The organism is Actinomycetospora sp. 2LY8.5 (assembly GCF_057180585.1).
This window is the reverse complement of the sequence record NZ_JBXUHE010000006.1, coordinates 178,927-203,150: the sequence shown is the minus strand read 5'-3', so window position 1 is coordinate 203,150 and position 24,224 is coordinate 178,927. Positions and strand designations below refer to the sequence as shown.

At 74.2% G+C, this 24,224-nt stretch carries 21 protein-coding genes; 3 read left to right on the top strand and 18 right to left on the bottom strand.

What is annotated here, in order from left to right; genetic code table 11:
* Positions 1–12: 12 nt before the first annotated feature.
* From AC2A1K_RS11015 to AC2A1K_RS11000, 4 genes are all read right to left on the bottom strand, one after another.
* On the bottom strand, positions 13–2,730 hold the full coding sequence (locus tag AC2A1K_RS11015) for a molybdopterin-dependent oxidoreductase (protein ID WP_483896333.1): 2,718 nt from the start codon (positions 2,728–2,730) through the stop codon (positions 13–15).
* Positions 2,727–3,563: an FAD binding domain-containing protein gene (locus AC2A1K_RS11010; protein ID WP_483896332.1), complete on the bottom strand. Its 837-nt coding sequence runs from the start codon at positions 3,561–3,563 to the stop codon at positions 2,727–2,729. Before AC2A1K_RS11010 ends, AC2A1K_RS11015 begins: the two co-directional genes overlap by 4 nt.
* On the bottom strand, positions 3,564–4,037 hold the full coding sequence (locus AC2A1K_RS11005; RefSeq protein WP_483896331.1) for a nucleoside deaminase: 474 nt from the start codon (positions 4,035–4,037) through the stop codon (positions 3,564–3,566).
* 78 nt (positions 4,038–4,115) lie between these two features.
* On the bottom strand, positions 4,116–4,694 hold the full coding sequence (locus AC2A1K_RS11000) for a TetR family transcriptional regulator (protein WP_483896330.1): 579 nt from the start codon (positions 4,692–4,694) through the stop codon (positions 4,116–4,118).
* A 137-nt stretch (positions 4,695–4,831) separates the two neighbouring features.
* On the opposite strand from AC2A1K_RS11000, the gene AC2A1K_RS10995 reads away from it, so the two are divergent.
* Complete coding sequence (locus AC2A1K_RS10995) at positions 4,832–5,320, top strand: GNAT family N-acetyltransferase (RefSeq protein ID WP_483896329.1); 489 nt, start codon at positions 4,832–4,834, stop codon at positions 5,318–5,320.
* A 51-nt stretch (positions 5,321–5,371) separates the two neighbouring features.
* Here AC2A1K_RS10995 and AC2A1K_RS10990 read toward each other — a convergent pair whose 3' ends face one another.
* Genes AC2A1K_RS10990 through allB form a run of 3 tightly spaced genes read right to left on the bottom strand, consistent with a single transcriptional unit; the run spans position 5,372 to position 9,317 of the window.
* Positions 5,372–6,562 (bottom strand): DUF6986 family protein, encoded by a 1,191-nt coding sequence (locus tag AC2A1K_RS10990; RefSeq protein WP_483896328.1) that lies wholly within the window; start codon positions 6,560–6,562, stop codon positions 5,372–5,374.
* Positions 6,559–7,989 carry an allantoicase gene (gene alc, locus AC2A1K_RS10985; RefSeq protein ID WP_483896327.1) on the bottom strand — a complete coding sequence of 477 codons (1,431 nt, stop codon included), beginning with the start codon at positions 7,987–7,989 and terminating at the stop codon, positions 6,559–6,561. The genes AC2A1K_RS10990 and alc overlap by 4 nt, the downstream gene beginning before the upstream one ends.
* Complete coding sequence (gene allB / locus AC2A1K_RS10980) at positions 7,986–9,317, bottom strand: allantoinase AllB (protein ID WP_483896326.1); 1,332 nt, start codon at positions 9,315–9,317, stop codon at positions 7,986–7,988. The genes alc and allB overlap by 4 nt, the downstream gene beginning before the upstream one ends.
* A gap of 130 nt (positions 9,318–9,447) precedes the next feature.
* On the opposite strand from allB, the gene AC2A1K_RS10975 reads away from it, so the two are divergent.
* Positions 9,448–9,879 (top strand): DoxX family protein, encoded by a 432-nt coding sequence (locus tag AC2A1K_RS10975; RefSeq protein WP_483896325.1) that lies wholly within the window; start codon positions 9,448–9,450, stop codon positions 9,877–9,879.
* A gap of 114 nt (positions 9,880–9,993) precedes the next feature.
* Here AC2A1K_RS10975 and AC2A1K_RS10970 read toward each other — a convergent pair whose 3' ends face one another.
* The 9 genes from AC2A1K_RS10970 to AC2A1K_RS10930 all read right to left on the bottom strand — a co-directional run bounded on the left by AC2A1K_RS10970 (position 9,994) and on the right by AC2A1K_RS10930 (position 18,939).
* On the bottom strand, positions 9,994–11,424 hold the full coding sequence (locus tag AC2A1K_RS10970) for a nucleobase:cation symporter-2 family protein (protein WP_483896324.1): 1,431 nt from the start codon (positions 11,422–11,424) through the stop codon (positions 9,994–9,996).
* Entirely contained in the window at positions 11,424–12,335 is a 912-nt protein-coding gene (gene pucL, locus AC2A1K_RS10965) for a factor-independent urate hydroxylase (protein ID WP_483896323.1), read from the bottom strand. The genes AC2A1K_RS10970 and pucL overlap by 1 nt, the downstream gene beginning before the upstream one ends.
* A gap of 6 nt (positions 12,336–12,341) precedes the next feature.
* Positions 12,342–12,671 (bottom strand): hydroxyisourate hydrolase, encoded by a 330-nt coding sequence (locus tag AC2A1K_RS10960; RefSeq protein ID WP_483896322.1) that lies wholly within the window; start codon positions 12,669–12,671, stop codon positions 12,342–12,344.
* 252 nt (positions 12,672–12,923) lie between these two features.
* On the bottom strand, positions 12,924–14,252 hold the full coding sequence (locus AC2A1K_RS10955; RefSeq protein ID WP_483896321.1) for an AI-2E family transporter: 1,329 nt from the start codon (positions 14,250–14,252) through the stop codon (positions 12,924–12,926).
* Positions 14,253–14,414: 162 nt separating this feature from the next.
* On the bottom strand, positions 14,415–15,647 hold the full coding sequence (locus AC2A1K_RS10950) for an NADP-dependent isocitrate dehydrogenase (RefSeq protein WP_483896320.1): 1,233 nt from the start codon (positions 15,645–15,647) through the stop codon (positions 14,415–14,417).
* Positions 15,648–15,759: 112 nt separating this feature from the next.
* Positions 15,760–16,119, bottom strand: coding sequence for a DUF3017 domain-containing protein (locus AC2A1K_RS10945; RefSeq protein ID WP_483896319.1), 360 nt, complete (start codon positions 16,117–16,119; stop codon positions 15,760–15,762).
* A 240-nt stretch (positions 16,120–16,359) separates the two neighbouring features.
* Entirely contained in the window at positions 16,360–17,214 is an 855-nt protein-coding gene (locus AC2A1K_RS10940; RefSeq protein WP_483896318.1) for a bifunctional methylenetetrahydrofolate dehydrogenase/methenyltetrahydrofolate cyclohydrolase, read from the bottom strand.
* A gap of 4 nt (positions 17,215–17,218) precedes the next feature.
* Positions 17,219–18,244: a DMT family transporter gene (locus AC2A1K_RS10935; protein ID WP_483896317.1), complete on the bottom strand. Its 1,026-nt coding sequence runs from the start codon at positions 18,242–18,244 to the stop codon at positions 17,219–17,221.
* 47 nt (positions 18,245–18,291) lie between these two features.
* A complete protein-coding gene (locus AC2A1K_RS10930; RefSeq protein ID WP_483896316.1) occupies positions 18,292–18,939 on the bottom strand; it encodes a hypothetical protein in 648 nt (215 codons plus the stop codon).
* A 203-nt stretch (positions 18,940–19,142) separates the two neighbouring features.
* On the opposite strand from AC2A1K_RS10930, the gene AC2A1K_RS10925 reads away from it, so the two are divergent.
* On the top strand, positions 19,143–19,817 hold the full coding sequence (locus tag AC2A1K_RS10925; protein WP_483896315.1) for a GPR1/FUN34/YaaH family transporter: 675 nt from the start codon (positions 19,143–19,145) through the stop codon (positions 19,815–19,817).
* Between the two features lie 81 nt (positions 19,818–19,898).
* Here the strand turns inward: AC2A1K_RS10925 and AC2A1K_RS10920 are convergent, their stop codons facing one another.
* Positions 19,899–23,192 (bottom strand): error-prone DNA polymerase, encoded by a 3,294-nt coding sequence (locus tag AC2A1K_RS10920; protein ID WP_483896376.1) that lies wholly within the window; start codon positions 23,190–23,192, stop codon positions 19,899–19,901.
* Positions 23,193–23,804: 612 nt separating this feature from the next.
* Entirely contained in the window at positions 23,805–24,158 is a 354-nt protein-coding gene (locus AC2A1K_RS10915; protein ID WP_483896314.1) for a winged helix-turn-helix transcriptional regulator, read from the bottom strand.
* Between the last annotated feature and the right edge of the window lie 66 nt (positions 24,159–24,224).

The window sequence follows — 24,224 nt, the reverse complement described above, 5'->3', positions numbered from 1 at the left end:
GCGCCCGGAACGCTAGGAACGGGACGTGTCGAGGACGTTTCGGGCGTGCTGCGCCTGCGTGGCGCCCCGCCAGACCCGGTCGCGCGTCATCGGCAGGCGGCGCAGGCGCACGCCGGTCGCGTCGCGGATCGCGTTGGCGACCGCGGGGGCGACCGGGTTGAACGGCGACTCGCTCATCGACTTCGCCCCCGCCGGCCCCAGGTCGTCGACCGTGTCGGCGAAGAGCACCTCGGTCTCCGGCAGGTCGCCGCACCGGGGCAGCCAGTAGTCGCGGAGCACGGCGGTGCGCACCACGCCGGCGTCGTCGAGCAGGACCTCCTCGAACAGCGCGGCCCCGTAGCCCTGCGCGACGCCGCCCTCGACCTGCCCGCGGCACTGCGCCGGGTTGACCACGCGCCCGGCGTCCGCGGCGTGCACCGAGCGCAGGATCCGGACCTCCCCGGTCGCCGTGTCCACCGCGACCCGGACGGCGTGCACGTTGAACGACACCGAGCGGGGGCTGCCGTCGTGCTTGCCGTGGCTCTCGAGCGGGGCGAGCGCGGCGAGGGGAACGGGCCCCGAGGGGGTGTGGACCGCGTCCCGCCCGAGCACCACGCGGGCGGGGTCGTCGCCGGTGCGCTCGGCCGCCGCGACCTCGAGACGCCGCGCGAGGTCGGCGGCCGCGCGCGCGACGGCGGTCCCGGCGACGACCGTGCCGGTCGACCCGAAAGCCCCGGTGTCGTGCGCGACGGCGTCGGTGTCGCCGCCCCGCAGCGCGATGCGGTCCGCGGTCGTGCCGAGGGCCTCCGCCGCGAGCTGGGCGTGCACGGTGGCGGCGCCGTTGCCGAACTCGGCGGTCCCGACGTGCAGCGTGAAGCGCCCGTCGGGACCGACGCCCACGCGTGCCTCGCCGTGGTGCCCGCGCGGCGGGATCGTGGCGATCATGGCCACAGCCATCCCCTCGCCGATACACCACGTCGACCCGTCGGGCGCGGGGTCCCCGCCCCGGGCGAGCGCCCCCTGCGCCAGGTCCAGGCAGGCGTCGAGGCCGTAGCTGCCGAAGCGTAGGTCGTCGGGCTGCTCGTCGGGGTCGTGGGAGGCGACGAACCGCTCACCGGGCCGGACGACGGCGCGGCGCCGCAGGTCGAAGGGGTCGAGGTGCAGGCGGCGGGCGAGCTCGTCGAGAGCGGACTCGATGCCGAACTGGACCTGCCCGAGCCCGTAGCCGCGGTAGGCGCCCGACGGGATCGTCGTCGTGTAGACCGCCTCGGCGTCGACGCGCTTGTTCGGGCAGCGGTAGATCGCCATCGACTCGTGGCAGCCGTGGAACATCACGCCGGGCGAGTGGTTGCCGTAGGCGCCGGCGTCGACGAGCACGTCGATGCCGAGCGCGGTGAGCTCGCCGTCGGGACGGGCGGCGGCGGTGACGTGCACGCGCATCGGGTGGCGCACCGGCATCGCCGTGAGCTCCTCGGTGCGCGTCACCTCCCACTGGACCGGCCGGCCGGTCGCCAGCGTCGCGAGGGCGACGAGGTCCTCGGTGAGCAGCTCCTGCTTCGAGCCGAAGCCGCCACCGACGCGGCCGGTGAGCACCCGCACGCCGGCCGGCTCGCGACCGAGCAGGCGCGCGAGCTCGTCGCGGACGAGGAACGGCACCTGGGTGCTGGTGCGCACGACGACGCGTCCGGCCTCGTCGACCCACGCGACGCTGCCGTGGGTCTCCATCGCGCTCGGGGCGACCCGGCCGGTGTGCCAGGTCCCGGTGACGACCGCGCCGCCCCCCGCCTCGGCCTGCGCGCACCCGGCGGCGACGTCACCGACGCCGTCGTGCAGCGCGGCGACGACGTTGCGGGCGGCGTCGGCGATGCGGGCGGTGCCGTCCGCGTCGTCGTGGATGCCGGGGGCGTCGCGGGCGGTCTCCGGGTCGAGGACGGGTTCCCGCTGCTCGTAGTGGACGACCACGGCGCGGCACGCGAGCTCGGCCGCGGCGGGGGTCTCGGCGACGACGGCGGCGACGCGCTGGCCCGCGAAGCGCACGACGTCGTCGAGGATCCGGGTGTCGTCAGGGTCGTCGGTGCGGTGGTGGTGCCGCGCGGTGGAGAACCGCGTCGCGGGCACGTCGTGGTGGGTGAGCACCGTGAGGACGCCCGGGACCGCCCGCGCGGCCGTCGTGTCGACCGAGGTGATGCGCGCGTGGGCGTGCGGCGAGCGCACCACGGCGAGGTGCGCGGTGCCGGGCGGGACGTCGTCGAGGGTGTAGGGCTCGGTGCCGGTGACCACGCGCGCGGTGGCGGGCGCGGGCTCCGACCCGCCGAGGCCGGCACCCGGCGCGGTCCGTGCCCGCCCGTCGAGTGCGTCGACGATCGAGCGGTAGCCGGTGCAGCGGCACAGGTTGCCCTGCAGACCCCGTACGCGGTCCTCGCCCGGGCACGCCGTCGAGGCCGTCGAGGCCGTGACCACCATCCCCGGTGTACAGAAGCCGCACTGGAACCCGCCGGCCGCGGCGAACCGGCCGGCGGTGTCGGAGAGCTCGCCGGCGGCCGCCGTGGTGACGCACCGGTGCACGGCGCGGACCGCCGGGTAGAGGCACGAGCGCACCGGCGCCCCGTCGACCAGCACCGTGCACGCGCCGCAGTCGCCGGCGTCGCAGCCGCGCTTGACCTCGACGTGCCCGTGCTCGCGCAGCAGCGTGCGCAGGCACTGGCCGGGGCGGGGCCGGGCGGGCACCGCGCGGCCGTTGACGGTGATCACGACGTGAGCTCCGCGAGCAGCGTGGCGGCCAGGTGCCGGGCCAGCGCGCGGCGCCAGTCGGGGGTGCCGTGGGGGTCGTCGAACCACACCGCGGGCCCGTCGCCGAGAGCGTCGACGGCCGCATCGAGCTCGGCCCGTCCCGGAGGCGCGGGGAACCACAGGACGGCGGGACGGTCGAGGGCGGCGGTGACGGCGAGGGTGAACGCACCGTCCGCGTCGCGCCGGCCCGCGAGCAGGGCGGCGGAGCGACCGCGGTCGCTGCGGGAGGCCTTGCGGACCGCGGCGCGGGCGCGCAGGGCGCGGGCGGGCAGCTCGAGGGCGCGGACGAGGTCGCCGGGTGCCAGCGCCGTGCGCCCGGCGCCGACGACGACGTCGGTGATCGGGCGCCGCTCCTCGCCGCCGCCGGCGGGCCAGACGACGACGTCGGCGTCGAGCGCGGCGGCCAGGGTGGTCATCGGGCCGGCGGGCAGGGCGAGGGCGATGTTGCCGCCGACCGTCGCCTGGGTCCGTACGGCGTGGTCGCCGACGAGGGCGTCGGGGAGCTCGCGCAGGAGGGCCGCCCCGGTCCGGCCCGCGGGCGTCCCGGCGGCCGCGACCTCGGCCAACGTGGCCGTCGCGGCGATCGTGAGACCGGCGTCGGTGACGGTGAGCGCCGGCCAGCCGAGGCCGGTGAGGTCGACGAGCGTGTCCAGGTGCGGCTGCGGCACCGAGAACAGCCACGTACCGCCGCCGAGGAGCGCGGTCGTGGCACCGCGCGGGACCCGGCGCAGCGCCTGGACCAACGCGGTGTCGTCGGTGGGACGCTCCAGCCGGGTGATCGTCGACAGGTCCACTCAGTACTCCACCCGGTCCGCGGTCGCGAGCCAGGTGTCGAAGGGCGCGGTCTTCGTGTCGACGTCCCGGGACTCGATCGACACCGGCCAGGTCTCGGGGTGGCGGTCGAACAGCTCGTAGAACGCGAGGTCGTCGAACCCACCGCGCGCCGCGTCGTGCCGGTCGGCGGCGTAGACGACACGCGCGACCCGGGCCCACAGCGCCGCGGACAGGCACAGCGGGCAGGGCTCGCACGAGGTGTAGAGCGTCGCGCCCGGCAGGGCGAAGTCGCCGGTCGACCGGCACGCCGCGCGCAGCGCCTGGACCTCGGCGTGGGCCGTCGGATCGAGATCGCGCGTCACGCGGTTCTGGCCGCGGGCGAGCTCCGCGCCGTCGCGGACCACCAGGGCCCCGAACGGGCCACCGCCCTCGGCGACGTTCTGCTCGGCCAGCGCGATCGCCTCGGCCAGCCACCGGTCGTCTGCCTCGTCCACGACGCCTCCCTCGCTCGCTCGCTGGGCGGCGCTGCCCGGGGCGAAGAGAGGATAGGCGTCGCGTGTGACGGGCGTGGGTCAGATCCTGGCGAGGTGCGCGGCGACGGCGGCGCCCAGACGGTCGGCGTCGCCGGTGGCGAGCAGGTCGAGCAGGGCCCCGCGCAGGACCGCGAGGAGCAGGGCGCGCTCGGCGGGGTCGTCGACGGCCTGGTGGTCGGCGAGCAGGGCGTCCCAGTCGTCGACGGTGCGCGCGGCGAACCCCGCCCAGGGCCCGTCGCCGGCGTCGTTGACCGAGTGCGTGTAGGCCTCGAGCCACAGCCGCAGCAGCGCGCGGTGCTCCGGCGCGGCGAGCCAGGCCCAGACGCGCCCGCCGAGCGACGCCAGGTCGCCGGCCTCGCCGACGAGGTCGACGACGGCGAGCTGGTCGGCGCGCGAGCGCGCGAGCAGCGCCCTCACCAGCCCGTCCTTGCTGCCGAAGAGGAACAACAGCACCCGCGGGCTCGATCCGATGGCCTCGGCCAGCGGGCGCAGGCTCATCCCCGACCACCCGTGCTCGAGCACCCACGCGTACGCGGCCTCGAGCAACTCCTGCTGCCGCGCCGACCCCTGCGCCGACCCCTGCGCCGACCCCTGCGCCGACCCCTGCTTCGGGGTCACGGTGCCGTGGGCCCGGCGGCCACCGGCGGTAGGTAGCGCCGCGGAGCTGCCGCGCCAGAGGCGTTGACGGCGAACGTCGGGGGATCCACCCGCTCAGTGTGCTTCACTGAAACAAACGTTTCAGTGAGGAGGTCGTGATGGGTGAGGTGACGATCCGGGGGCTGGGTGCGCCGGGCGATCTCGGCTGGGTGCTGATGGCCCACGGGGAGCGCTACGCCGCCGAGTACGGATGGTCGGTCGAGGCGGTCACGGCGCCGATCGTGGCCGGGTTCGCAAGGCACGCGACGCCCGGGCGGGACGCGGGCTGGATCGCCGAGCTCGACGGCCTGCGCGTCGGCAGCGTGCTGTGCGTCCGTGAGGACGAGCGGACCGCTCGCCTGCGCCTGCTGCTCGTCGACCCCGACGCCCGCGGGCACGGCGTGGGTCGCCGGCTCGTGGCGCGGTGCGTCGACTTCGCCCGCGAGGCCGGCTACGCGCGCCTCCTCCTGTGGACCAACGAGCCCCTCGCCGCCGCCCGGCGCCTCTACCTCGAGGCCGGCTTCGCCCTCACCGGCGAGCAGTGGCACACCGACTTCGGTGTCGAGGCGCTCGGCCAGTCCTACGAGCTGGCGCTCGGCGCTCCATGATCGACGTGGCGTGACGGACACTCAGTGTCTGCGACGCCACGCCGCTGACGGTCAGAGCTCGCCGACCTCACCGGGGTCGAGGGCGCCGCAGGCGAGGCCGCGGCGCAGGAACGCGACCAGAGCGCGTTCGGTCGCGGGTTCGTCGAGCACGCCCGACGCCGCGCCGGAACGGTAGGCCCGCAGGCGCTCGACGGCGCGGGGCGCGCCGGCACGGTGCACGGCGTGGACGACGGCGAGGCGGACCGGGACGTTGCCGGGGTGCATGTCCCAGCCCTGACCGATGCCGAGCTCCAGCGCGCGGCGCACGATGCGGGCCTGCGCCCGCCAGGCGCGCTGGACGTCGTCGACGGACCCCTCCGGCAGCAGCGCGCTGGAGCCGTCGCACACCGGGACGCCGACCACGGCGCCCGCGACCTGCAGCACCGCCTTGGCGTGCTCGGCGGCGGGGTGGTCGGCGCGCTGCTCCTCGGGGGCGATGCCGAGCGCGGCGGAGTAGTCGTAGGTGCCGTAGTGCAGGCCCGCGCAGCGCCCGTCCGCCGCCGCGATCAGCGGCTCGGCCCCCGAGAGCACCGCCCGCGGCGTCTCCACCTGGATCTCGAGGGGCACCGGGCCGATCCCGCGAGCGCCCTCGAGAGCAGCGCACGCCCGCACGAACGCCGACACCTGCTCGGGCGCGGACACCTTCGGCAGCGTCACCCGCAGCCGTCCCGGGTCGCCGCCGGCGTCGAGGTAGGCGTCGAGGAACAGCGCCCACGACCGCAGCCCCCGACGGCGGGTCGCGGCCTCCATCGCCTTGACCCTCGGGCCGGCCCGCCACGGCGCCCGCTCCCCGGCCAGCACCGCGGCGACGGCGGCGCCCGCCCCGGCGGCGTCGGCGTCCTCGGCGACGTCGCCCCGGTGTCCGTAGCCGTCCTCGAGATCGGCACGCAGGTCGGCGACCGGGCACGCGTCGAGCACGCGGCGAACCCGGGGCAGCACGGCCGGCAGGTCGTCGCCGATCTGCCCCAGCAGCTCCTCGTGACGGGCGAGCACCTCCGTGGCGGAGTCCCCCCACTCCCCCGCCGTCCCCGCGTGGACCCGGTCGGCGGGCACGTAGCAGACGTGTACCGGCTCCGGCCCCCGGGCGGCCCCCGCGACCCGCGCGGCCTCGTCGGCGGCCAGCGCAGCGTCGACGTCGACCAGCGCCGCGTCGGCCTGGTCCTGGAGACGGTGGAGACGGTGGAGACGGTCGACGAAGCTCACGGCACCCACAGATCGCGCAGCCGCAGCTCGGTGATCTCGGCGAGCTGGTGGCGCACGACCTCCGCCTCGGTCGCAGGATCGTTCGCAAGCCGCTCGTGCAGGAGCGCGACCATCTCGGACCCCGACCGTCCCGCGGCGCGCACCAGGTAGACGTGCCCGAAGCGCTCCTCGTAGGAGCGGTTGCCCTCGGCGAGGGCGGCGCGGTCGGCGGCCAGCACCCCGGCCTGTTCCCGGGCGCCGGCTCCGTCGGCGTGCTCACCGATGCGCGCGTGCCCGGCGAGCGCCGCCCGCAGCTCGTCCTCGTCGAGCGCCGCGACCCCCGCGAGGGCCGTCGCGACGAGCGCGTCCAGGTCGCCGAACGGGCGGGCCGCCGCCACGCCGACCGCCCAGCGAGGCGCGGCACAGCACGCGCGGAGCACCGCCTCGGCCTCCGGCGCGGGCAGGGCGTCGAACCGGCGGACGCCCACCGCCGCGACCGCGTCCGCGGTGGGCCGCCCGAGCAGACGCAGCCGCGCGAACCCGCCGTCGGGCCGCGCCTCCACCCGCACCCGCTCGACGAGCAGGCCGGTGTCGAGGCCGTCCTGAGGACCGAACCAGTGCTCGGTGTCCGGCCGCAGCGGGGTCTCGGGCAGCAGCTCGGCGCCGTCGACGCGGACCAGGCGCACGGAGCCGGGCGCGTTGCCCAGGTAGTGGGTGGTGTCGACGACGACCTGGTGCACGTGCCCGGCCGCGCCGAGGCCGACGTCGACCCAGTCGAAGCCGTCGTCGCGCCGTCGGCGCGTCTCCCAGCCCTCGCCCATGTGTGCCGGGGAGCCCGGGAGCAGCAGGTTCTCCGGTGGCGAGTAGTGCCGATCGGAGGCGTCGAGGACTCGTCCGCCGTTGACGATGCCCGCGAGGTCGAGACCGAGCGAGCGCCAGCGCCGCGCGTCGGGCAGGGCCTCGCCGAGCACCCTCAGCCGCGCGACCCCGCCGTCGGGGTGGATCAGCAACCGGACGTGGGTGGCCGCCCGTGGCGTGTCCGGCGCGAGCCGGTGCGCGGCGTTGCCCGACAGCGGTCCCTCGCACAGCGGCGTCCACGGGCCCGCGGCCGCCTCGGCGGCGGTCGGGTGCCCCTCGATCCAGGCGGTCTCGACCCGCGCGGAGACGGGGTGGTTGCCGTCGAAGAACGCGGTGTCGACGACGACGGCGTGCACGAGCCCCGGCACCCCGAGCCGCACGACCGCCCAGTCGTCCCCGCCCGGAGCGCGGTCGTCGCGGCGCCGACGGGTCTCCCACCCGTCGTAGACCTGGCCCTTGTGCCCGAACGTGTGCGCCGCATGGGTCGGCGCCGCCGTGCGGACGAGGTTCTCCTTCTCGGCGAACGTCTCGTCGCTGGCGGCGACGACGCCGCCGCCGACGGCACGGACGGCGAGATCGATCAGACTCACCGGCGCTCCCGGGTGGTGGGGGTCAGGAGGCGCCCCGCGCCCGACGCGTCCCCGCGCAGCCAGACCCGCCGTACCTCACCACGCAGCTCGTGGCCGGAGTACGGCGTGACGGGATGGCGGTGGTGCAGGCGGGCGGGGTCGACGACGGTCGTGGCGTCGGGCGCGAACGCGACGAGGTCCGCGTCGGCGCCGACCGCGAGCGCGCCCTTGCCGGCGAGCCCGGCGAGGGCGGCGGGACGCGCGGCCGTCCAGGACACGACGTCCGCGAGACCGAGGCCGCGCACCGCGGCGCCGGTCCACACCACGCGCAGCGCGAGCTCCAGCGACGACACCCCGCCCCACGCGGCGTCGAAGCCGCCGGCCTTGAGCTCGGGTGGGCAGGGCGAGTGGTCGGAGACGACCATCGTCAGGGCGCCGTCGGCCAGCGCCGCCCAGAGCGCCTCGCGGTTCGCGGCGTCGCGGACGGGCGGACAGCACTTGCCGGCCGTGCTCGCCAAGGCCTCCGCGGCCAGCGACAGGTAGTGCGGGCAGGTCTCGCCGGTGAGCTCCGAGTCGGCGATCACCCACGCCGCCTCGACCGCCGACACGTGCAGGACGTGGATGCGGGCACCGGTCGCGGCGGCCAGGTCCGCGAGCCGGCGCACGGCGGCCACCTCGGCCTCCGGGGGGCGGGAGGCGAGGAAGCCCGCGTAGTCGGTCGACGCGGGCGGGGCGGCGGCGAGGACGCGGTCGTCCTCCGCGTGCACGACGAGCGGGACGTCGAGCTCGGCGCACGTGCGCGCGGCCAGCGCCAGGTCGTCGGACCCGACCGGCGGGAACTCGGGCACGCCCGAGTCGGTGAGGAAGCACTTGAAGCCCGCGACGCCGTCGGCGACGAGGTCGGCCATGCCGTCCGGGTCGACCCGTCCCGCCGGGTCCGGCTCCCCGTCGCGCAGCGGCACGGCTCCGCCCCAGAAGGCGACGTCGACGGCGATCCGGTCCCGGGCGGCGTCGCGCTTCGCGGCCAACGCCGCCCGGGTCACGGTCGGCGGAACGCTGTTCAGCGGCATGTCCACGAGCGCGGTGACACCACCGGCGGCTGCTGCGGCGGTGGCCGTCGCGAAGCCCTCCCAGTGCGTGCGTCCGGGCTCGTCGATGTGGACGTGACTGTCGACGAGGCCGGGCAGGAGGACCTCGTCGGCGGCGAGGTCGACGACGTCCGCGCCCGCCGGCACGTCGCCGGGCGCGCCGACCGCGACGATCCGCCCGCCGTGCACGGCCACGGCGGCCGGGCTCTCGCCGTCCGGGAGTACCGCACGGCGGGCGCGCACCACGAGATCGACGTCCATCGGCGCCGACCCTAGAGCGACGCGGACGGCGCGAGGCGCCGAGGTGGCCTTCCCGACGTCCCCCCTTGACCGTATCTTCTCGTCCTGTTTTCATATCCAATCAGATGGTTGTACAACCGAAGAGATGAAGATGAGCGCCACGGCACCGTCCGACGCCCCGACCGCCCCGCGCCCCCGGACGCGACGACGGGCACTCGGTGTCCTCCAGGTCCTGCTGGCCGCGGTCTACCTGTTCTCGGCGAGCGGCAAGATCTCGCTCGACCCGACGGTCGTCGCGGGGTTCGCCATGATGGGGATCGGCCCCGGACTGACGGTGACGATCGGCGTCATCGAGCTCGCCGCGGCGATCGGGCTGCTCATCCCCCGCATCGCCGGCCTCGCCGCCACCGGATGCGTCGCCCTGATGATCGGCGCGGTCGTGAGCACCGCCGTCACGTTCGGCGGCTCGCTGGTCCTCCTGCCGGCGGTCGTGCTCGTGTGCGTCGCCGTCGTGGCATGGGTACGGCGCCACGAGACCCTGGCGCTGGTCCGGCACCCGCGGCGCACGCTGAACGGGCGCTGAGCCCGCCGGCGCGCCCGGCCGACCTCGTCGACCGGGCGCGGCGGCGTGTCGCGCGAGCGAGGATGTGGCGAGCCTGGCGTCACATGCCAGCGACGCCGCATCGCTCGCACGGGCTCAGTGCGCCGGCCCCGCACGCTCCTCCGGGGTGTCCTCGCCGTCCCGGGAGCTCCCGAGGTGGTTGAACAGCAGGTTGAGCACCACCGCGGTGATCGCGGCCGCACTGATGCCCGACTCCAGGATGTGGCCCAGCCAGTCCGGGATGTGGTTGTAGACCTCGGGCACGGTGATCGGGACGACGCCCAGACCGATCGACGCCGCGACGATGAGGATGTTGGCGTTGGTGAACTCGACCCGCGAGAGCGTCCGGATGCCAGCGGCGGCCACCGATCCGAACAGCACGATCCCGGCGCCGCCGAGCACGGGCTGCGGGATGGCGTTCATGACCCGTCCGAGCACGGGCAGGAGCCCCAGCACCACGAGGATCCCGCCGCCGGCCGCGACGACGTAGCGCGAGCGGATGCCGGTGATCGCCACCATGCCCACGTTCTGGGCGAACGCCGAGATCGGGAAGCCGTTGAACACCGGCGAGACCGCGGTCGCGGCCATGTCGGCGCGCAGGCCCGACGCGATCCGCCTGCTGTCGGTCTTCGTGCCCACGATCTCGCCGACGGCCAGGATGTCCGCCGTCGTCTCGGCCATGATCACCAGGATCACGATCGTCATGGAGACGATCACGCCGATCGACAGGATCGGAAGGCCGAAGGCGAACGGGGTCGGGAAGCCGACGACCGGGCCCTGCCCGACGCGGCTCCAGTCCACGAGCCCGAACAGCGTCGCGACGAGCGTGCCGAGGACGAGCCCGAGCAGCACCGCCATCCGCGACCAGAGCCCGGGCGCGAACCGTGCGATCAGCAGCGTGACCGCCAGCGTGAGCGCGCCCAGCGCCAGGCTCGACGCCGAGCCGTAGGCGGGATTGGGCACCGACTGGCCGTTCACCGTGATCGTCGGGTTGCCCCGGATCCACCGCAGTGCCACCGGGAAGAGCGAGAGCCCGATGACGGTGATGACCGTGCCCGTGACGACCGGGGGGAAGAAGCGCACCAGCGAGGCGAACAACGGCGCGATGACGAAGCCGATCACGCCGGCGACGATCACCGCGCCGAAGATCGTGGCCATCCGTGCCGCGGGCGGCCCGACCGAGTCGTCCGTGGCCACCGCCGTCATCGTGCCGACCGCCGCGAACGACACGCCCTGCACCAGCGGCAGTTGCGAGCCGATCCAGCTGCGTCCCGACGGCCCGATCCCCAGCGACTGCAGCAGCGTCCCCAGCCCGGAGACGAACAGCGCCGCGCTGACGAGCAGCGCCTGCTCGGTCGCCGACAGGCCCGCCGCGGCGCCGATGATGATCGGCGGCGAGACCACGCCCGCGTACATCGCGAGGATGTGCTGCAGGCCGTAGAGCAGCGACCTCCCGACGCCGGACCTCTCGTCCTCGGGACGGACGGCGGTGTCGGCGGAGCCGGCCGCCTCCTCCGTCGCGCTCATCAGCAGAACCCCGCGATGCCCGCCCACGCCGCGTCGTCGGCGGGCACGTCGTCGCGGGTCACCGACGCCTCGATCAGGCCGTAGGGACGGTCGGCGGCGTACCAGACCTCGTTCGGGTTCTCGAGGCCCCAGCCCGAGAGATCCACGAGGAAGTGGTGCTTGTTGGGCATCGAGAACCGGATCTCGGCGATCTCCGGGTGCGCCTCGAGCACCCCCTGGCCCATCGTGTAAAGCGTCTGCTGCATCGAGTAGCTGTGGGTGCCGGCGAACAGGTCGAGCATCGTCTGCCGGACCGCGGCGAACGACTTGTCCCAGTCCCTGTGATCATGGTCGTGGCCCGTGCCCACGTAGCGCCAGCGCGACGACACCGCCGTCGCGAGGATGCGGTCGGTGGTCTCGACCAGCGAGGTGTACTCGACCTGCGGGAAGCCCCAGAACTCGCTGCCGGTGCTCTTCAGCACGGTCAGGTCCGTCAGCCCGGAGATGACCGTCTCCGTGTCGCCGCGCTTGGTGACCACGACGGTGCGCGTCTCGGTGCCCGAGCGCACGAACGCATGGTCGTGCGGGCCGCCGGCACTCGTCTCGATCCGCCCCCACGAGTACTCCTCGATCTCCTGTCGCGAGCCGGTGACCTGCTCGTACCTGTCGACGAAGTTCCGTGCCATGCGCAGCGCGAACTCCTCGACCGCACCGACGCCGCCGGTGCGCGCCAGCGCGTACACCGTGTTCTTCTGCGTGTCGGTGGCGATCACTGCGCCGTTCGCGCCCGTCGTGTGCGTCTCGGTGAAGTCGCCGAACAGCTGGCTGGTGACGTTGAGGTCCTTGATGACGTGCCGCGGCGACGAGCGGTCCACATGGACCAGCCGCACCTCGGCCTTCCCGTACTGGTTGGTGCCCAGAACGATGCCCACGCCCGATCAACTCCCCAGGTAGGTCGTGTGGGAGAACGGTCCGGCCAGCACGGGCAGGTGATAGTGCGCGCGCGCCCCGTCCAGCCGGACGTGCACGGTGATCCGGGGGTGGAAGACCGTGCCGTGGGTCCGGGTCACGTGATCCTCGACATCGAGGGTCAGGGTCACGTCACCGGGCCCGAAGGGCTCGTCGTTGAGCCGACCGATGCGGCCGTCGTCGTCGGTGGTCCCGGAGCCGAGCACGGCCCCGTCGTCCGTGCGCAGCACCGCCGGGACACCGGCCGCGGGTCGGCCGGTCGCGATGTCCAGCACGTGGGTCGACACGCGCTCGATCACGGCGCACCTCCTGGTGGCGGTCGCGGGCAACCAGTAGAGGCGACCGATGTTGCCGCGGGGTGACAGGCCGCCGTCCCGTCCCCCGCGTCACCCGTTCGCCACGGAGGTGACGCCTGCAACACCGCGTCGAGGGTGCCGCACGTACCCGGATCGCGATGGGCACCCCGCTGACCGTCGTCGCCCTGCTCGTCGCCGTCCGGGCCCTCCGGCGCAGCAGCACGCGCCTGCTCTCCTCGGAGCGGACGCGAGGGCTCAGCCGCCCCGACCATCCGACGTGTCCCCGCGGGAGGGCACGTCGACGGTCGCGGCGACATCCGAGTCCGTGTCCGTGTCCGAGTCCGTGTCCGTGTCCGTATCCGTATCCGTGTCGGAGTCCGAGTCGGAGTCGGAGTCCGTATCCGGGTGGGAGTCCCCCTCGAGGTCCGGGTCGTCCTCCGTCATCTCCGCGACGGCGTCCTCGCTCGGCTCGTCCTGGTGCCCGGTGCGGAGATCGATCTGCTCCCCGATGTAGCGCAGGACCTCCGCGATGACCGCCGCCACCGGCACCGCGAGGAACGCGCCCGCGATGCCCGCGAGGCTCGACCCGGCGGTGACCGCGAGGATGACGATCGCCGAGTTCAGCCCCAGGCCGCGTCCCTGGACCAGCGGCTGGAGCAGGTTCCCCTCGATCTGCTGCACCGCCAGGATCAGGATCAGCACCCCGATCGCGGTCCCGATGCCCTGCACGACGAGCGCGATCAGCACCGAGAGCGCCCCGGCCACGAGGGCACCGATGATCGGGATGAAGGCGCCGAAGAACGTCAGCACCGCGAGCGGCAGGGCGAGCGGCACGCCGAAGATCACCAGGCCGATGCCGATGAACAGCGCGTCGACGAATCCGATGAACGCCTGGCTGCGGATGAAGCCGCCGAGCCGCAGCCACGCGCGGGCGCCGACCTCGGCCAGGTGACCGCCGGACGTCGGGCCCGCGACACGGCGCAGCCACGGCAGGAACGTGGGGCCGTCCTTGACGAACAGGAACGCGAGCACCAGCGCGAGCACGGCGTTGATGACGCTGTTGGCGACCGTCGTCAGCCCGGTGAGGACGCCGGTGGCGATCTGCCCCGCGCTCTGCTGGAGACGCTCGACCGCCGCCTGCACGTACTGACCGATCTGGCTCGCGCCCAGGTTGAACGGCGGTCCCTGCAGCCAGCCCTGGATCTGCTGGATGCCGCCGACGGCGCCCTGCGCGATCGCCGGGGCCTGCCCCGCCACCGACGGGGCGATGAGCGCGATGATCCCGCCGATCACCGCCAGCCCGAGCAGCAGCACCACCGCGGTGGCGAGCGTCCCGTTCCACTGGTGATTGCGCAGCCACGTCACCGCCGGCTCGAGCACCGTCGCGATGACCAACCCGAGGAACACCGGGAACATGACGTCCCACAGGGAGACGACGAGGTAGGCCACGACCGTGATGGCGGCGACGACCAGCAGGAACCGCAGGCTCCACCGGGCGGTCCAGGAGAGCCCCTCACCGATCAGGTGTCCGCGGGTGGGGGTGCGCCCGTGTGCGATGTCCCGCGACGCGGGGGCCTCGTCCATGGCGTCGAGTCTGTCAGCGATCGGGGAGCTCCGGAGGGATGCGCGCGGTGACATGGTCGCGCCCGGGTGCCCGGCCGCACCGCGTCCTACCCCCTGCCGGTGCCGTGACGCACGAGGGCCCCTCCCCGCGCGGCGGGAAGGGGCCCGGGAGTCGTGCGCGACCTAGCTCGCGACGGCCTTCTGCAGGCCCTCGTCGATGGCGTCGAGGAAGTCCTGGGTGTTGAGGTACGGCGCGTCCTTGCCGATCAGCAGCGCCAGGTCCTTGGTCATCTTGCCGTCCTCGACGGTCTTGATGCAGACGTCCTCGATCTTCTGCGCGAAGTCGACGAGGGCGTCGTTGTGGTCGAGGCGGCCGCGCTGGGCCAGGCCACGGCTCCAGGCGAAGATCGACGCGATCGGGTTGGTCGACGTCTCCTTGCCCTGCTGGTGCTGGCGGAAGTGCCGGGTCACCGTGCCGTGAGCGGCCTCGGCCTCGACGGTGCCGTCGGGTGTCATGAGCACCGAGGTCATGAGGCCGAGCGAGCCGAAGCCCTGGGCGACGATGTCGGACTGCACATCGCCGTCGTAGTTCTTGCAGGCCCAGACGTAGCCGCCCTCCCACTTGAGCGCCGCGGCGACCATGTCGTCGATGAGGCGGTGCTCGTAGGTCAGGCCCGCCTTCTCGAAGTCGGCCTTGAACTCCGAGGAGAAGATCTCCTCGAAGGTGTCGCGGAACATGCCGTCGTACGCCTTGAGGATGGTGTTCTTGGTCGACATGTAGACCGGGAAGCCGCGGTCGAGCCCGTAGCGCAGCGAGGCGCGGGCGAAGTCGACGATCGAGTCCTTGTAGTTGTACATGCCCAGCGCGACGCCCCCGTCCTCCGGGAACGTCGCGACCTGGAACTCCATCGGCTCGGCCCCGGAACCGTCGGCACCGCCGTCGGGCGTGTAGGTGATCGTGACGGTGCCCGGGCCGGGGACCTTGAAGTCCTGGGCCAGGTACTGGTCGCCGTGGGCGTGACGGCCGACGACGATCGGCTTGGTCCAGTGCGGGACGTAGCGCGGGATGTTCGAGCAGACGATCGGCTCACGGAAGATCGTGCCGCCGAGGATGTTGCGGATCGTCCCGTTGGGCGAGCGGTACATGCGCTTGAGGCCGAACTCCTCGACGCGCGCCTCGTCCGGGGTGATCGTCGCGCACTTGACGCCGACACCGTGGCGCTTGATCGCGTTCGCGGCGTCGACCGTGACCTGGTCGTCGGTCTCGTCGCGGTGCTCGATGCCGAGGTCGTAGTACTCGAGATCGATGTCGAGGTACGGGTGGATCAGCTTGTCCTTGATGAACTGCCAGATGATCCGCGTCATCTCGTCACCGTCGAGCTCGACGACGGTGCCCTCTACCTTGATCTTCGCCACGACTCGAGAGACCTCCTCATGGGGCGCCGACCACCGGCGCCGGCTGGCTTGTCCGCACGCTATCAACGCGGGCGCGGACGGCGACGCCCGAGGAATACCCAGGTGGGCGGTGTCACCGGGTCGCGAGCGGTCCCCCGGTGATGGTGAGCGCGACGAGGATCATCACCAGCCCGAACAGGACATAGGTGACGATGTCGACACGCCGGCTGCGGACGGCGAGCAGGCCGGCCGCGGTCCGGGTCAGGCTCGCGCGCAGCGCTCCCGCGAGCAGCAGCGCGAGGCCCAGCTCGGTGGTGCCTTCGCGCCAGTGCTGCAGGCCGATCCGGGTGAACGCGACAGCCACGACGACCATCACCGCGAGGAACGCCAGGTGCCCGCGGAGCTTGCGCAGCGTCTCCGCCCGCGTGCGCGCCGGCCGGGCGTGCCGACCCGCGGGGAGCATCTCGGTGGGGCTCTCGTCGGGCGGGGGCACACCGGGGCGTGACGCCGCCTGCGGGGCGTCCGAGGACGCCTGCCGGGGCCCGGAGCCGGAGCGCGGCGAGGGGCGCGGGGCGGGCGGCTGGATCGGTGGGGCAGGCGGTGGGGCAGGCGGCTGAGCGCGCGGCGGGGCGGATGGCGCCCCGGCCGGTGGGGGCGCGGGCGGTCGTCCCGGTCGTGGGGTCACGGCGGTCATCCCCGACGTCCAGCCTGGCGTCCGGTGCTCATCGGCTGCTCATCCGTTGCTCTGGCGCTCCGCGCGCTCGACGACGTTGGTGAGCAGCATCCCGCGCGTCATCGGGCCGACGCCGCCGGGGACCGGGGCCAGGTAGGACGCGACCTCGGCGACCTCCGGGGCGACGTCGCCGACGAGACCGTTCTCGCCGCGGGTGATACCGACGTCGAGCACGGCGGCGCCGGGCTTGATCATGTCCGCGGTCACCAGCCCGGGCACACCGGCGGCCGCGACGACCACGTCGGCGGCGCGCAGCTCGGCGGCGACGTCCTTGGTGCCGGTGTGGCACAGGGTCACGGTCGCGTTCACCGAGCGCAGCGTGAGCAGCAGGCCCAGCGGGCGACCCACGGTGACGCCACGGCCCAGCACGGTGACCTTCGCGCCGTTCAGCGGGACGTCGTAGCGGCGCAGCAGCTCGACCACCCCGCGCGGGGTGCACGGCAGCGGGCCGGGCTCTTGGAGCACGAGGCGACCGAGGTTGGTGGGGTGCAGCCCGTCGGCGTCCTTGTCGGGGTCGATCCGCTCCAGCACCGCGCCCGAGTCCAGGCCCCCGGGCAGCGGGAGCTGGACGATGTACCCGGTGCACGCCGGGTCGGCGTTCAGCTCGTCGATCGCGCGCTCGACGTCGGCCTGGGTGGCGTCGGCCGGCAGGTCGCGGCGGATCGAGTCGATGCCGACCTTGGCGCAGTCGTTGTGCTTGGCCTTCACGTAGGAGTGCGACCCCGGGTCGTCCCCGACGAGCACGGTGCCCAGGCCCGGCGTGCGGCCGGCGGCGGTCAGCGTCTCCACGCGTGCCCGCAGGTCCTCGAGGATCGCGGCGAGAGTGGCCTTCCCGTCCAGCTTGGTCGCGGTCACACCCTCATGATGGCAGGTCGGACCGCGCGTCCCGTGCAGCTGACCGCCGCAGCGGCCACGGCGCCGACGCGACCCCCGCCGCGACGAGGGTGAGGAGCGCACCGAGCACCGTGGTGAGACCAGGGACACCGGCTGCCGAGGGCAGCACGAGGTCGAGCACCAGCGCGCCGACGATCTGTCCCGCGACCGCGCCGAGCGAGAGCAGCAGCACCCCGACCTGCCCGACGACCCACGCCCCGAGCCCGATGAAGAGCGCCCCGAACGGCCCGCCGAGGTAGAGGTACCAGGCGCCCGGCAGGGGGTTCGGCGGGCCGAACAGGAGCACCGCGACGATCGCGGCGACCACCAGGGCCGTGAACCCGACCACGAAGTTGATCGTCGCCGCCGGGAGCACCGAGGCCACGACGGAGTCGCTCTCGTCCTGCGACGACCCGCTGCGCGACCCGCCCGCGGCCGCGGCCACCCGCCCGTTGAGGGCCTGCTGGGTCGCGACGGCGAGACCGGCGGCGAGCGGGAGCAGGGCCAGCGCCACCGGGGCGTCGGTGCTGATCGACGGGGCCACCGAGAGCACCACCGCGCCCAGCATGAGCACCGCGCCGACGATCCGCGGCGGGGTCGTGGCCTGCGGGCCGGCCGGGCCGAGCCCGGCGCGGTCGACGACGAGGCCGCCGCTGGACTGGCCGGCGACGACGGCGATGGTGAACAGCGCCGTGCCCAGCACGTGCGCGGTCAGCCCCTGGCCGGCGACGAGCAGCGCGCCGCCGAGTCCGCCCAGCAGCTGCCAGGTGCGCAGCTGTCCGCGACGCCGGGCCGCGCCGACACGCCCCAGTCCGCGCCGCCCGGCGGGCAGCAGGGCCAGGAGCACGAGGAGCAGGACCAGACCGAGCCCGAAGGAGATCACCGCGGCCATCAGACCGTTGCCGAGCGCGGTGCCGAGCTCGGCGTTGACCCGGGCCTGCGCGACGATGAACGCACCGGTGACGAACGCCCCGGCCAGGCCGAGCGCCGTGCGCGACGAGGGTGCAGCCACGGTCACGGGAACCTAGCGCGCGTCCGGCCCTCCCGCGCCGCGACCGATCACCCGCTGTGATGCAGGGAACCTCCCGGTGAGCACGCCGACAGGGCGGTCGCGCGTGGACCGGTGGGGCGACCGAGCCGGGCCGTCGCGGTGTTCGTCACGGCGACACCGCCCGCGTAGATCGCGTGCTGGACGAAGCTCGTGACGAGCAGGCGACGCTCCCAGCGCCAGGGCGGCGGCGTCCCGCCGAGAACCGGGAAGAGGGCGAGCGCCATGGCCTGCGACCCGGCGAAGAACATCAGCCCGGCCGCCGGCTCGACTCCCCGGTCGGGCTCCCCTGTCGGCGTGCTCGCCTGACTGTTCCGTCTCCCGCGCCGCAGGGCGTGCTGCAGGGCGACGTGGGTCGCGCCCACCGCCGAGCCGTAGCCCCAGTGGACCAGCCAGAACAGGGCCCGCCGCCCCTGCGGCGACCGGGGCGCCCAGCCGATGACGTGACGCAGCAGCGTCGACGCGGCGACGACGACGTGCTCGCTGTCGTCGTAGTCGAGGATCTCGTCCGCGCTCTCGGGGGTGACCCCGTGCCGGCAGACGTAGCGCCGACGGCGACACCGGGCCGCGAGGCTCATCGCCGCGGTGCCCACGGCGCCGCCGAGCACTCCGTGTGCGGCCTCGCGGAGCACCCGTGCACCCTCCCGCCGTGCGGCCATAGGGGAAGCATGCCCTGGATCGGTTCACGATGCGGATGGAGAGGTCCCCCCCTCCGTTCGTCCCCCTCCGTTCGTCCGGTGACGTCCAGACCGTGTCCCACACCACACTTTGTCTCGCACCGGATTCACGTTGTTGTGCCGTGTAGCGCCCAGGGGGCGAGCCTCGATGCGTGCATCCCGGTCGGACACGCGAAGGAGTCGGGATGACCACGATCGACGAGCAGTCCGCCGACGCCGGTGGCGCGCACGCCGCGACCGACACCGCCGCCACGGACGCGGCCGCGGCGGCCGGCGCGAACCCGGCACTGGTCGGGGTCCCGACCTTCGTCATCGGGTCGGTGGCGCTCGGGCTGTACCTGATCGGGTTCACGGGCGCCGCGAGCACCGCGCTGGTGGGCATGCTCCCGATCCTGTTCATGTGCACGGGCATCGGTCAGCTGGTGGCCACCGTCTGGGCGGCTCGCACGGGGAACGGCGCGGTAGCGGCGATCTTCGGCATCTTCACCGGCTTCTGGCTGAGCTTCGCCGTGCTGGCGACCTCGCTGGGCGCGGACTGGTTCGGGCCCACCTCCACCGACACCGCCGTGGCCACGGGCGCCCAAGAGACGTTCCTGCTCACCTGGCTGATCGGCATCGTCGTGCTGACCATCGCGTCGCTGCGCCTGCCGTCGATGTTCACCGTGCTGTTCGTCCTCATCGACGCCGCCCTGTTGATCGTGCTGCTGGGCACCTCGAGCGGCTCGACCGGGCTGCTGTTCCTCGGCGGCATCGTGGTGTTCGCCTTCGCCCTCGTCGGCGTCTACATGTTCGTGGACGCCCTGGGCCAGGCGACCGGCGGCAGGCCGATGCCGATGGGCAAGCCGATCATCGGCGGCTGATCCAGCGCACAACACCCGCCGAGCGCCAGGGGCCCCCTCGCTGCGTCGGACGCAGCGGGGACGTCCCTCGCTCATCGCAGATCAGCGGAAGTCGCGGGAGGTGGACGGCACCCGCAGCTCGAGGCGTTCGACCCGGTCGGCGACGAGGTTGACCACGGTGGGTGCGTCGTGGGCGCGCTCGACGCGGCCACGGATCACGAGCGCGGCGCTGGTGCGAGCCACCACCCGGTGGCGCGCCCAGAGGCCCTCCGAGCACACGACGTTGAGCATGCCGGTCTCGTCCTCGAGGTTGAGGAACGTCGTGCCGCCCGCCGTCGCGGGTCGCTGGCGGTGGGTGACCACCCCGCCGACCTCGATGCGCTCACCCTCGGGCACGCGGGCGACCGCGGCCACCGAGAACGCGCCGCGCTCGTCGAGGGCCGCGCGCAGGTGGGTCACCGGGTGGCTGTCGGGGGTCAGGCCGGTGGCCCACACGTCGGCGACGGTGAGCTCGACCGCGCTCATGCCGGGCAGCGCCGGCGCCTCGAGCCCCACCGCGGTGTCGGGCAGCCGGTCGTGGCGCACGCCGTCGCGCACCACCCCGACCCCGGCGGCGGCCGCGCCGGCGACCCACAGCGCCTCGCGGCGCTCGAGCCCGAAGCAGCCCAGCGCCCCGGCCGTCGCGAGGGCCTCGACGTGGGCGGTGGTGAGCTCGGCGCGGCGGGCGAGGTCGGCGACGTCGCGGTAGGCCCCGCAGGCGTCGCGCTCGGCCACGATGCGCGCGGCCACCTCGTCGCCCAGACCGCGCACCCCGGCGAGCCCCAGCCGCACGGCGACCCCGCCGGCGCTGCCCTCGTGGGGCTCGAGGCCCGGGATGTCGGCGGCGACCTGGACGTCGGGCCCCAGCACCACCGCCCCGTGGCGGCGGGCGTCGGCGGTGAGCGACTGGGGCGAGTAGAAGCCCATCGGCTGGGCCCGCAGCAGCGCCGCGCAGAAGGCGGCCGGGTAGTAGAGCTTGTACCAGGCGCTGACGTAGACCAGCGACGCGAAGCTGATCGAGTGGCTCTCGGGGAAGCCGAAGTTGGCGAACGCCTTGGTCTTGTTGAAGATCGTGTCCGCGAGGTCGCCGGTGATCCCGTTGGCCTCCATGCCCTCGTAGAACCGCGCGCGCATCCGCTCGATGCGCTCGCTGGAGCGCTTGGCCGACAGGGCGCGACGCAACTCGTCGGCCTCGGCGGCGGAGAAGCCGGCCACGTCCACCGCGAGCTGCATGAGCTGCTCCTGGAACAGTGGCACCCCGAGGGTCTTCTCCAGCGCCTGCTCGCAGAGCGGGTGGTCGTAGACGACGCGCTCCAGCCCGTTGCGGCGCCGGATGTAGGGGTGCACCGACCCGCCCTGGATCGGCCCGGGCCGGATGAGGGCGACCTCGACCACCAGGTCGTAGAACGTCCGGGGCCGCAGCCGCGGCAGCGTCGCCATCTGGGCGCGGGACTCGACCTGGAACACGCCCACCGAGTCGCCCTCGGCGAGCATGGCGAACACGTTCTCGTCCACCGGCTGCAGGTCGTGCAGCTTCACCCGCACCCCGTGGTGTGCGGCGACGAGGTCGGCGGCGTAGTGCAGCACCGAGAGCATCCCCAGCCCCAGCAGGTCGAACTTGACCAGCCCGACCGCCGCCGCGTCGTCCTTGTCCCACTGGATGACGCTGCGTCCCGGCATCCGCCCCCACTCCACGGGCACCACCTGGTCGACCGGACGATCGCAGATGACCATGCCGCCGGAGTGGATCCCCAGGTGGCGCGGGAAGCCCGCGATCTGCTCGGCGAGCGACGCCACCGCCGGAGGCATCTCGGGCACCTGGCCGGCCAGCTCGGCGCCCGGCCCCCAGCGGTCGATCTGCTTGCTCCACGCGTCCTGCTGACCCTGCGAGAACCCCAGCGCGCGAGCGGCGTCGCGCACCGCCGAGCGCGGCCGGTAGGTGATGACGTTGGCGACCTGCGCGGCGCGGTCGCGCCCGTAGCGCGCGTAGACGTACTGGATGGCCTCCTCGCGGCGGTCGGACTCGATGTCGAGGTCGATGTCGGGGTAGCCGTCGCGTTCCGGGGAGAGGAAGCGCTCGAACAGCAGGCCCATCGCCACGGCGTCGACGTGGGTGATGCCCAGCGCGAAGCAGACCGCCGAGTTGGCCGCCGACCCCCGGCCCTGGCAGTAGATGTCGTGGTCGTCGCAGAACTTCACGATGTCGGCGACGATGAGGAAGTAGCCGGGAAAGCCCTGACGCTCGATGACGTCCAGCTCGTGGTCGATCACCTCGTACGCCCGCGGCGAGCGCAGCCGGTCGCCGTAGCGCACCCCCGCGCCCAGCCAGGTCAGGCGGCGCAGCCAGCTCGCCTCGGTCTCCCCCTCGGGCACCGCGAACGGCGGCAGCTCGGGCGCCAGCAGCTCCAGGCCGAACGCGCACTCGCGGCCCAGCGTCGCGGCGTGGGCGACGGCCTGCGGGTGGCGCGCGAAACGCTCGGCCATCTCCGCCCCCGAGCGCAGGTGCGACGGGCCCGGCGGCAGCCAACCCTCCGCGTCGTCGAGGCTGCGCCGCGCCCGCACCGCCCCGAGCGCGGCCGCGAGCCGTGCGCGGTCGGGCGTCGCGTAGTGGGCGCCGGTGGCGGCCACTATGCGCAGGCCCCGTCCTGCGTCGGCCCGTGCGGCGAGCTCGGCCAGCGCCGCGTTGCGCTCGGTGTCGTCCGGCAGGCCCTGGTCGGTGAGCTCGACCGCGACGTTCTCGGCCCCGAACAGCGCGACGAGACGGTCGATCTCACGGGCGGCCGCCTCCGCCCCGCCCGCCGCGAGCGCCCGGCGAACCGACCCCTTGCGGCACCCCGTGAGCACCTGCACGTGCCCCCCGAGCGTCGACGCGACGCGCTCGGGGTCGTACACCGGGCGACCCTTCTCGCCGTGGGTGTGCATCTGCCCCTCGGTGATCGCCCGGGAGATCGCCCGGTAGCCCTCGGGGTCGCGGGCGAGGACCAGCAGGTGATCCCCCTCGGGGTCGGGCACGCCGTTCTGCGGCGCGGACAGGCCCAGCGAGAGCTCGGCGCCGTAGACCGTCGGGACCCCCAGCTCCTGCGCGGCCTCGGCGAAGCGCACCACTCCGTACATGCCGTCGTGGTCGGTCAGCGCGATCGCCTCGAGCCCCAGGCGCGCCGCCTCCTCGACCAGCTCCTCCGGGTGCGAGGCGCCGTCGAGGAAGCTGAAGTTGGAGTGCACGTGCAGCTCGGCGTACGGGACGGTCGTGCCCGTGGACCGCGTCCCGGTCGGCGGGCGGTAGGGCATGCGGTGCCGGCTCCACGCCGGACTGTCGCCCCCGTCGCCGGGGAAGTGCTCCTCGCGCGGCGCGCGGATGGTCCCCGGGCCGTCGACCCGGTCGCCGTCGTCGACGGCGAGGGGATCGCGCACGAAGTCGTCCGGGGGCCAGTGCCCCTCGTGCGGCTCCTGCCGCCGGGTCGAGCTCCGCTCCGCTGCGTCTCCCTCCCGCCGGGTCGAGCTCCGCTCCGCTGCGTCTCCCTCCCGCCGGGTCGAGCTCCGCTCCGCTGCGTCTCCCTCCCGCCGGGTCGAGCTCCGCTCCGCTGCGTCTCCCTGCACCGCCCGGCGCGTCCCGTTGCCCCGCCCCTGCAGACTGGGCCCGTCGGCCGGGCGCCCCGCCAGCAGGCGCTCCATCTCCGACCAGCTCACCGGCGGGTTGCCCCATCCCATCCGCACCTCCGGAGCCGTCCCTCGAACACGTGTTCGACACGATAGACGACGGGCCCGACAGCGCGCATGATCGAACAGCGCGCTGGCAGGCCGAGGGTGTCGCTCACCTCCCGAGAGCACGCGCCGCTCATGATCCGCCCAGGTGCGGAGCACCTGGAGCGATCTTGTCGGTGCCGAGCGCGTGAGGTCGGCGATCAGGGGCGTGTCGTGCCGTGACGGGTCGCGATCGCATGCACCCGGCGCTCGTGATCTCCGAGCTGCTCAGGCCTCGTCGAACCGTGCGCGGGCCTGCTCGATCACGGGCCTGTGGGTCGCCGCCCACTCCAGGAGGACGTCGAGCGGGTGGCGCAACGTCTTGCCCAGCGGCGTGATCCGGTACTCGACGGCGACCGGCCGGGAGCTGACGACCATGCGCTCGACGATCCCGTTGCGCTCCAGGCGCCGCAGGGTGGCCGTGAGCGACTTCTGCGTCACCGCCGGGATCGCGCGACGCAGTTCGTTGAAGCGGCAGGGCCGCTCGCACAGCTCGCCCAGGATGGCGAGCGACCACTTGTCCAGCACCTGGTCGAGCAGCTCGCGATGGGGCGCGGCGATGACGAGGTCGGTTTCCGGCACGACACCTAGTCTCGTTGAAGTGTCCTGGAGCAACCAGGTATCACCGGTATCCCTAGCGTCCTGCAG

What these genes read in the sequence shown, in the direction of transcription:
- AC2A1K_RS10995 (WP_483896329.1), top strand. Translation starts at nt 4,832, where the DNA reads ATGGGTGAGGTGACGATCCGGGGGCTGGGTGCGCCGGGCGATCTCGGC.
- allB (WP_483896326.1), bottom strand. Translation starts at nt 9,317, where the DNA reads ATGGACGTCGATCTCGTGGTGCGCGCCCGCCGTGCGGTACTCCCGGAC.
- AC2A1K_RS10975 (WP_483896325.1), top strand. Translation starts at nt 9,448, where the DNA reads ATGAGCGCCACGGCACCGTCCGACGCCCCGACCGCCCCGCGCCCCCGG.
- AC2A1K_RS10955 (WP_483896321.1), bottom strand. Translation starts at nt 14,252, where the DNA reads ATGGACGAGGCCCCCGCGTCGCGGGACATCGCACACGGGCGCACCCCC.
- AC2A1K_RS10970 (WP_483896324.1), bottom strand. Translation starts at nt 11,424, where the DNA reads ATGAGCGCGACGGAGGAGGCGGCCGGCTCCGCCGACACCGCCGTCCGT.
- AC2A1K_RS10925 (WP_483896315.1), top strand. Translation starts at nt 19,143, where the DNA reads ATGACCACGATCGACGAGCAGTCCGCCGACGCCGGTGGCGCGCACGCC.
- AC2A1K_RS10930 (WP_483896316.1), bottom strand. Translation starts at nt 18,939, where the DNA reads ATGGCCGCACGGCGGGAGGGTGCACGGGTGCTCCGCGAGGCCGCACAC.